The sequence below is a fragment of the Mesorhizobium sp. M5C.F.Ca.IN.020.29.1.1 genome (genome assembly GCF_003997375.1).
Classification (GTDB): domain Bacteria; phylum Pseudomonadota; class Alphaproteobacteria; order Rhizobiales; family Rhizobiaceae; genus Mesorhizobium; species Mesorhizobium wenxiniae.
On record NZ_RZSW01000275.1, the window covers coordinates 1 to 7,993 of the forward strand.

Below are 7,993 nucleotides of genomic sequence, written 5' to 3' on the forward strand. Positions count from 1 at the left end.
GGCGTGGCCGGTGCGCTGCATGAGCGCTTCGGCGAGCGCGTCGATGGTCAGCCGTTTTGTCGCCGCCATGATCCTAATTGACGAAATGGAGCAGGCGCGACGCGCGCATCAGCGACGGCCATTTCCAGATTTCGAGCGGACTGGCGCTGCCACCAATCGAGAAGAAGATGAGGTTGGCGCGGCCAACGAGATTGTCGTCGGGCACGAAACCGACGGTGAAGCGGCTGTCCGAGGAATTGTCTCTGTTATCGCCCATCATGAAATAGTGGCCGGGCGGCACGTCGAATTCCTGGGTGTTGTCACCGATCGAGTTGGGTATCAGGTCGAGCGTGTCATAGCTGACACCGTTCGGCAATGTCTCGCGATAGACGTCGACCGGCCCGCTCTTCTCGGTGATGTCGCGATTGTCGATCTGCCCGACCTTCTGGCGCGGCACGCCGACGCCGTTGATGAACAGCTGGCCATCCTTGACCTGGATCTTGTCACCCGGCAGGCCGACGACGCGCTTGATGTAGTCGACGGAGGGGTCCGGCGGGAACTTGAACACCGCCACGTCGCCGCGCTTCGGCTCGGCGCCCCAGATGCGGCCCGAAAAGAGGTCCGGCCCGAACGGCAGCGAATAGCGCGAGAAGCCATAGGACCACTTGGTGACGAAGAGGTAGTCGCCTTCGAGCAAGGTCGGCCGCATCGACCCTGACGGGATAGAGAATGGCTGAAAAAGGAGCGTGCGGATGACCAGAGCGAGCAAAAGCGCCTGGACGATGACGCTGACGGTTTCGCCAAGCCCGCCGGATTTCTTCTGAGATTTTTCAGCCACGCTCATGTCGTCCTCGATTATGCGTTGGTTGGTATAGAGTCTCGGCGCGCGCTGGGCAACGTCATGCCGGTGGTCAGATGCAATCAATATGGCGCTTCTTCGACGGGCAACGCCTCGATGATCACAAAGGCTTGAGCAAGCGGAAAATCGTCGGTGATGGTGAGGTGGATCGCCGCTCTGTGGCCTTCAGGCAGGATTTTGTCCAGCTGCGCCGCCGCCCCGCCGGTCAACGCTATGGTCGGCTTGCCGCTGGCCAGGTTGACGACGCCCATGTCGCGCCAGAACACCCCTTGCGCCATACCGGTGCCCAGCGCCTTGGCGCAGGCTTCCTTGGCGGCGAAGCGCTTGGCATAGGAGGCGGCGCGGGCGCCGCGGTTTTCGGAACGGGCCTGTTCGACCTCGGTGTAGATGCGCTGGATGAAGCGCTGGCCATGGCGCTCCAGCGATTTTTCGATGCGTCTGATATCGATCAGGTCGCTGCCGATGCCAATGATCATTCGGCGGGAACTTCCCGTCCGGCGGTTCCAGCTCTGTCCGCCAGACGCAGCGGGCGCGAGAAAGAGCGGCGTGGCCACAGATAGATACGCATCCGCTCGAGAAAACCATCAGGCTTGCGGCGTCGAAAAAGCACTCTGTTCCTGTCCTGATATCCAAAGCTGCCGCTCCGACCATCCCGGGCCGGGCGCGACAGCTACATTTTGCGCTTTGCGGCCGTCGAAGGGCAACAACGACCTTGATATAGCGATACGCTGACCGCAGAACAACCGTAGCTGCATGCCGTCCGCTGCTGTCGCCTGCGGGACCGGCGTTTCGCCACTCCGGACACAGTGTAATCGCGACGGATTTGAGGAGGAGAGTTCGCCGCAGAATTGGCAGCAACCAGCTATCTACGGCCCATACTCGCTGACCTCGACGAGATTGTCGTCCGGGTCGCGGAAATAGACCGACATCATCGGGCCACGGGCGCCGATCCGCTCGACCGGCCCGACTTCAACGCCAACGCCGTTGGCCGCCAGGCTGGCGCATATCTCCGAGAGCGGACGAGCGGCGACCAGGCAGAAATCTGCGGAGCCCGGAGTCGGCGCCTTGGCCTTGGGCTCGAAGGTACGCCCGACGTCATGCACATTGATCTTTTGCGTTCCAAACAGCAGCGCCGTCGGCCGGTCCGGCTCGTCGAGGCGCCTGAAGCCGAGCACGCGCTGATAGAAGGCGCAGGTGTCTTCGACGGAGCGAACCGTCAGCACGAAATGATCGATGCCTGCAATCACGGCTGCGCCTCAGTTAACGTTGTTTTATGCATGTCGTTGTCCCAAAACCGCTGCGCACTTTTGGGCGATCCATCAGATATTGCGGCTGCCAGGTTTGATGGCCGGTATGGCGGCGAGCTCGGGCGGCAGCCTGTCGGCTGGGTAGGCCGGAACCTCGTATTCGGCGAGCGCGATCAGCGGCACGCCGACACCGGTCTTGCCGGCCGAGCGGTCGATGATGCAGGCAGCGGCAACGACCTCGGCGCCAAGCGCGCGCAGGCAGTCAACGGTCTCGCGGATCGACAGGCCGGTGGTGACGATGTCCTCGACGATGACGACGCGCGAACCCTTGGCGATCTCGAAGCGGCGGAGCCTGAACTCGCCCCCTTCCCGCTCGACCCAGATCGCCGGCGCGCCAAGATGGCGCGAGGTCTCGTAGGCCGGGATCAGCCCGCCGATCGCCGGACCGACGACATAATCGATCCTGCCGGACACAGCAGCGCGGATCTTCTCGGCCAGCGCCTTGCACAGGCGCTCGGTCTTGTCGGCATGCATGAAGACCCGCGCCTTCTGCAGGAAGACCGGGCTTCGCAAGCCCGACGTCAGGATGAAATGCCCTTCGAGAACGGCACCGGCTTCACGGAAAATGCCCAGCACTTCGTCGGTGTTCATCTCTGCCTTGTTCTCCAGCACGCTGATGATTTCTAGCCGTTCACGCGTCGCGCATCGCTGACGCTCGAATTGTCCTTGAGCTGCGACAGCAGCCGGTTCAGGTGCTTCAGGTCCCAGACTTCGAGATCGATCAGCATTTCGGTGAAATCGGGCGCGGTGCGCACCATCGACAATGTATGGATGTTGGCGTCGTTGGATGCAACGACCTGCGCGATGTCGGCCAGTGAACCCGGCGCGTTGATGGCGGTGACCGAGACTCGCGCCGGAAACCGCTCCTTGGTGCGCTCGTCTATGTCCCAGCGCACGTCGATCCAGCGTTCGGGCTGGTCGTCGAAAGCCTGCAGCGCCGGTGACTGGATCGGATAGATGGTGATGCCGGTTCCCGGCTGCACGATGCCGACGATGCGGTCGCCGGGGACAGCACCTTCCGGCGCGAAGCGCACCGGCAGGTCGCCGCGGACGCCGCGGATCGGCACGGCGCCGTCCTTTGGCTGGTCCTTGTCCTTGCGTGCCGCGCGGCCCGGAATCTGGAACAGCATGCCGGCGGCGTTGCGGATCTTCGACCAGCCCTCCTCGCGCTGCTTGGGCGCGGCCAGCGTGACGCGCTCGTCCTTGTAGTCGGGAAACACCGCCTTCATGACATCGGTGGAGGCAAGTTCGCCGCGGCCGACAGAGGCCAGCACATCCTCGATGTCTTTGCGCGCCAGCCGATGCAGCACCGACTTCAGGCTCTCCTTGGTAAAGATCTTTCCGGATCGTTCGAAGGCGCGTTCCAGTATGCGGATACCGAGACCCGAATACTGCTTGCGGATCGCATTCTTGGTGGCGCGGCGGATCGCCGAGCGCGCCTTGCCGGTGACGACGACCGACTCCCACGCCGCCGGGGGCACCTGCGCTTTGGAGCGGATGATCTCGACTTCATCGCCATTCTTCAGCTCGGTCATCAGCGGCATGATGCGACCGTTGACCTTGGCGCCGACGCAGGTGTCGCCGACATCGGTGTGCACGGCGTAGGCGAAGTCGATCGGCGTGGCGCCGCGCGGCAGCGCGATCAGCATGCCTTTGGGCGTGAAGCAGAACACCTGGTCCTGGAACAGTTCCAGCTTGGTGTTTTCGAGGAAGTCCTCGGGATTATCGCCTTCGGCAAGCTGCTCGATGGTGCGCCGCAGCCAGGCATAGGCGTTGGTCTCCTTCGAGATCGCGTGGGCAGTGCCGTTCATCTTGCCGCCGCTGTCCTTGTAGATCGAATGCGCGGCAACGCCATATTCGGCAATCTTGTTCATCTGATAGGTGCGGATCTGCAACTCGACGCGCTGGCGCGACGGTCCGACGATGGTGGTGTGGATCGAACGGTAGTCGTTCTGCTTCGGAGTCGAGATGTAGTCCTTGAAGCGGCCTGGCACCATCGACCATGTCGAGTGGATGGCGCCGAGCGCCCGGTAGCAGTCCTCGACGGTATCGACGACGACGCGAAAGCCGAAAATGTCGGATAGCTGCTCAAAGGACAGCGCCTTGGCCTCCATCTTGCGGAACACAGACCACGGCTTCTTCTGGCGGCTCTTGACCTCGGCCTTGATCGCATATTTCTCGAACAGCGTGGACAGCGCCCTTTCGATCTCGGACAGCACATCCTTGTTGCGTTCGAAGATTTCGGCGAGCCGCGCGGTGACGGCGCGGTAGGCTTCCGGATTGATGAAGCGGAAGGCGATCTCCTCGAGCTCCTCGCGCATGCCTTGCATGCCCATGCGCCCGGCAAGCGGCGCATAGATATCCATCGTTTCCTCGGCGATGCGCAGGCGCTTGGCTTCGGGCACATGGTCGAGAGTGCGCATGTTGTGCAAGCGGTCGGCGAGCTTGACCAGCAGCACGCGAACGTCTTCCGAGATCGCCAGCAAGAGCTTGCGCAGGTTTTCCGCCTGCTCGGCCTTCTTGGAGACGAGGTCGAGTTTCTTCAGCTTGGTCAAGCCTTCGACCAACTTGCCCATTTCCGGACCGAACAGCTCGTCGATCTCGGCCCTGGTCGCCGTGGTGTCCTCGATCGTGTCGTGCAGCAGGGCAACCGCGATGGTCGCCTCATCCATGTGCATTTCGGTGAGGATGGCGGCGACTTCGAGCGGATGCGAGAAATAGGGATCGCCGGAGGCGCGCTTCTGGTGACCATGCTTCTGCATGGCGTAGACATAGGCCTTGTTGAGCAGCGCCTCGTTGACGTCAGGCTTGTAGCGCTGGACGCGCTCGACAAGCTCATACTGACGCATCATGGGCGGGATCTCGCAGTGCTGAAACGAATCATGCGCCGCACTGGCGTACGGCGCATGTCATAGATAACCACGAAACCGCCGACGCGAAAGTGTCGGCAGCCGTTGCGAAGATCAATAGTCGTCGCTTTTTTCCGGCGGCACCAGACCTTCGATGCCGGCCAGGAGATCTTCCTCGGTCATGCGGTCGAAGGTGATGTTGTCCTCGGTGTCGTCGGCATCGGTTGCCGCAGCGGCGGTACCGGTCTGGTCGGCGATCGCCTCGCCATCGGCTTCCGGCTCGTCGACCTCGACATGCTTCTGCAGCGAGTGGATCAGATCTTCCTTGAGGTCGTCGGGCGACAATGTCTCCTCGGCGATCTCGCGCAGCGCGATGACCGGATTCTTGTCGTTGTCACGAGGGACGGTGATCTGCGCGCCCTGGCTGATCTGACGGGCGCGATGGCCGGCCAGAAGCACGAGCTCGAAGCGGTTGTCGACCTTGTCGATGCAATCTTCAACGGTTACGCGGGCCATGAGCTGCCCCTTTCATGCCTGGATTTGATGGAAAACAGGTGCGGTCCATAACCCGGACGTCGCCAAAATACAAGCTTTTTGGCAATCTCAGGTCTGGGGCCAAGTCCGGGGCCAGGTCAGGGGCGGACTAAGGCCGGGCCAAGGCGAGTCTGGGGGCGCCGCCTGCGACGATACGGCACCGATCACAATTGCTTGCTATACAGCATCATACCCTTGGATTGCCGTAAAACCGGCGTTATCTCGAATGACGAAGGTCAGCCGGTTATTTCAAGCCGACCGATAGTCACGCGCATTAAGACGACCGCTTATTTTCGAAAAGGAATATTTCCATGTTCGACCCTCGTGAAAAAATCGCTCTTTTCATCGACGGTGCCAATCTTTACGCCACGTCGCGCGCGCTCGGCTTCGATATCGACTACCGCAGGCTTTTGTCGAGCTTCCAGAAACGCGGCTACCTGCTGCGTGCATACTACTACACCGCGCTGGTCGAGGATCAGGAATACTCCTCGATCCGGCCGCTGATCGACTGGCTCGATTACAACGGTTTCAAGGTAGTAACAAAGCCGGCCAAGGAATTCACCGACTCGACCGGCCGCCGCAAGATTAAGGGCAATATGGACATCGAATTGACCGTCGATGCGTTGGAACTTGCCGATGTCGTCGACCATTATGTCATCTTTTCCGGCGACGGCGATTTCCGCACACTGGTCGAGGCGCTGCAGCGGCGCGGGCGCAAGGTGTCGATCGTCTCGACCATGGCATCGCAGCCGCCGATGATCTCCGACGACCTGCGCCGCCAGGCCGACCATTTCATCGATCTGATGACGCTGAAGAACGAAGTCGGCCGTGATCCCTCCGAGCGGCCGGTGCGCCGGCCCGAGCCGGCTGAAGTCGACGAGGACGATTTTTGACGGCGGGGATCTTGACCGCCCCCTTGGTCGCCTCCCCCGAGCCCGATCGCGACTGCCCGCTCTGCCCGCGGCTGCACGATTTTATCGCGCAATGGCGGCAGCGCGAGCCGTCCTGGTTCAATGCGCCGGTGCCGACCTTCCTTCCGCCCGAGGGCGAGGATGCGGTGCGGCTGCTGATCGTCGGACTGGCGCCGGGCCTGCGCGGTGCAAACCGCACCGGACGTCCCTTTACCGGCGACTATGCCGGCGACCTCCTCTACAACACGCTGATCGCGCACGGCTTTGCGCGCGGCCAATTCAAGGCGCGGCCCGATGACGGGCTGGAGCTTGTCGGCACGGCGATCACCAATGCGGTGCGCTGCGTGCCGCCGGACAACAAGCCGGTCGGCGCCGAGATTGCCACCTGCCGGACGTTCCTGGTGCCGACGATCGCGCGGTTCAAGAACCTGCGCGCCGTACTGGCGCTGGGCTCGATCGCGCACCAGTCGACGGTGCGGGCGCTCGGCCAACGTGTTGCTGCTTATCCGTTCAAGCACGGCGGGCAGCAGCAAACCAATGGCGTCACGCTGTTCTCCAGCTACCATTGCTCGCGCTACAACACCAACACCGGCGTCCTGACCGAAGAGATGTTTGTCAACGTCTTCAGGGATATAGCGGCGTTTCTCGAGAGCTGGATTCGGGCGGAGGCGCAAACAGCTCGGCCAATTTCTCCTGCCCGCCCTGAAGGACATTCAGATCGACATCGCCGCTGACGCCGTCGACGCGACCGCTGTCGTGGTACTGCCAATAGATCCAGTCGTCATGACCTGGCCACAGCGCCAGTGAACGAACCCAGTGCGGGCGACCGACGATCTGGCCGGCGTAGGCCCGTGCGGCCTCGTCGGTCACATAGAGGATCGCCGTTTTGCCGAAAGCTGCCTCGACAGGGCCGAGGAAAGCCGAGAGTTCGACATTCAATTCTTCGGGCGATGGCCGCCGCGGACAATTGCCGACGAATTCGATATCCACCACCGGCGGCAGCAGCGGTTGATCGCGCGGCACGACGGAGATGAAATTCTTCGCCTGATCGGCGCCAGGCCTGCAGAAGGTGAAGAAATGATAGGCACCGACTGCCAAACCAGCCGCGCGGGCCTCGCGCAGATTGGCGTCGAAGGCATCATCGACGTGGTCGCCGCCCTCGGTTGCCTTGATGACGGCGAAGGCAACATCGTCGGCGGCAACACGCTGCCAGTCGATCTGCCGCTGGTGATGGGAAACGTCGATGCCCCTGACCGGATACTTGCCGCGATCCGGAGAAAACGGACGGAGGTAGAAATAGCCGCCGGCCGCGACGAGGCACGCCAGGATCAGGCTGGCAGCGCCCCAAAGGACGATCCGGTCCTTCAAAAGAGTGGCTCCCAGCCTACCCACGCTCCTTCAGCAGCCGGCCCTTCTCGCGCGACCAGTCGCGCTGCTTTTCGGTTTCGCGCTTGTCGTGCAGTTTCTTGCCGCGGCCAACGGCAAGCAGCAGCTTGGCCCGGCCCTGGTCGTTGAAATAGATTTTTAGCGGCACCAGCGTCATGCCTTCGCGAT

The 7,993-nt window shown here is 62.3% G+C and carries 10 protein-coding genes and 1 pseudogene; 2 read left to right on the forward strand and 9 right to left on the reverse strand.

Annotation, left to right across the window (positions count from 1 at the left end; all coding sequences use genetic code 11):
* Positions 1-73: 73 nt before the first annotated feature.
* The 7 genes and pseudogenes from lepB to rpoZ form a co-directional block, all read right to left on the reverse strand.
* On the reverse strand, positions 74-823 hold the full coding sequence (gene lepB, locus EOA85_RS20855; protein WP_065009855.1) for a signal peptidase I: 750 nt from the start codon (positions 821-823) through the stop codon (positions 74-76).
* A 77-nt stretch (positions 824-900) separates the two neighbouring features.
* Positions 901-1,314 carry a holo-ACP synthase gene (gene acpS / locus EOA85_RS20860; RefSeq protein ID WP_029354476.1) on the reverse strand — a complete coding sequence of 138 codons (414 nt, stop codon included), beginning with the start codon at positions 1,312-1,314 and terminating at the stop codon, positions 901-903.
* Between the two features lie 44 nt (positions 1,315-1,358).
* Positions 1,359-1,448 (reverse strand): annotated as a pseudogene (locus tag EOA85_RS20865) (DUF2062 domain-containing protein); the annotation flags it as partial.
* A gap of 256 nt (positions 1,449-1,704) precedes the next feature.
* Positions 1,705-2,085: a VOC family protein gene (locus EOA85_RS20870; protein WP_127211005.1), complete on the reverse strand. Its 381-nt coding sequence runs from the start codon at positions 2,083-2,085 to the stop codon at positions 1,705-1,707.
* 72 nt (positions 2,086-2,157) lie between these two features.
* A complete protein-coding gene (gene pyrE, locus EOA85_RS20875; RefSeq protein ID WP_127211006.1) occupies positions 2,158-2,736 on the reverse strand; it encodes an orotate phosphoribosyltransferase in 579 nt (192 codons plus the stop codon).
* Between the two features lie 32 nt (positions 2,737-2,768).
* Positions 2,769-4,997 carry a bifunctional (p)ppGpp synthetase/guanosine-3',5'-bis(diphosphate) 3'-pyrophosphohydrolase gene (locus EOA85_RS20880; protein WP_065009812.1) on the reverse strand — a complete coding sequence of 743 codons (2,229 nt, stop codon included), beginning with the start codon at positions 4,995-4,997 and terminating at the stop codon, positions 2,769-2,771.
* 111 nt (positions 4,998-5,108) lie between these two features.
* Positions 5,109-5,510, reverse strand: coding sequence for a DNA-directed RNA polymerase subunit omega (gene rpoZ / locus EOA85_RS20885; protein WP_029354482.1), 402 nt, complete (start codon positions 5,508-5,510; stop codon positions 5,109-5,111).
* Positions 5,511-5,839: 329 nt separating this feature from the next.
* Between rpoZ and EOA85_RS20890 the strand changes: the two genes are divergently transcribed.
* Positions 5,840-6,421, forward strand: a complete 582-nt coding sequence (locus tag EOA85_RS20890; protein ID WP_029354483.1) for an NYN domain-containing protein — start codon at positions 5,840-5,842, stop codon at positions 6,419-6,421.
* An 11-nt stretch (positions 6,422-6,432) separates the two neighbouring features.
* On the forward strand, positions 6,433-7,173 hold the full coding sequence (locus tag EOA85_RS20895; protein WP_245485906.1) for a uracil-DNA glycosylase: 741 nt from the start codon (positions 6,433-6,435) through the stop codon (positions 7,171-7,173).
* Here EOA85_RS20895 and EOA85_RS20900 read toward each other — a convergent pair.
* Positions 7,064-7,807 (reverse strand): GH25 family lysozyme, encoded by a 744-nt coding sequence (locus tag EOA85_RS20900; RefSeq protein ID WP_127211007.1) that lies wholly within the window; start codon positions 7,805-7,807, stop codon positions 7,064-7,066. The two genes, EOA85_RS20895 and EOA85_RS20900, sit on opposite strands and share 110 nt — an antisense overlap.
* A 16-nt stretch (positions 7,808-7,823) precedes the next feature.
* The coding region (locus EOA85_RS20905; RefSeq protein ID WP_206523336.1) for an SsrA-binding protein at positions 7,824-7,993 on the reverse strand (170 nt) is incomplete at its 5' end.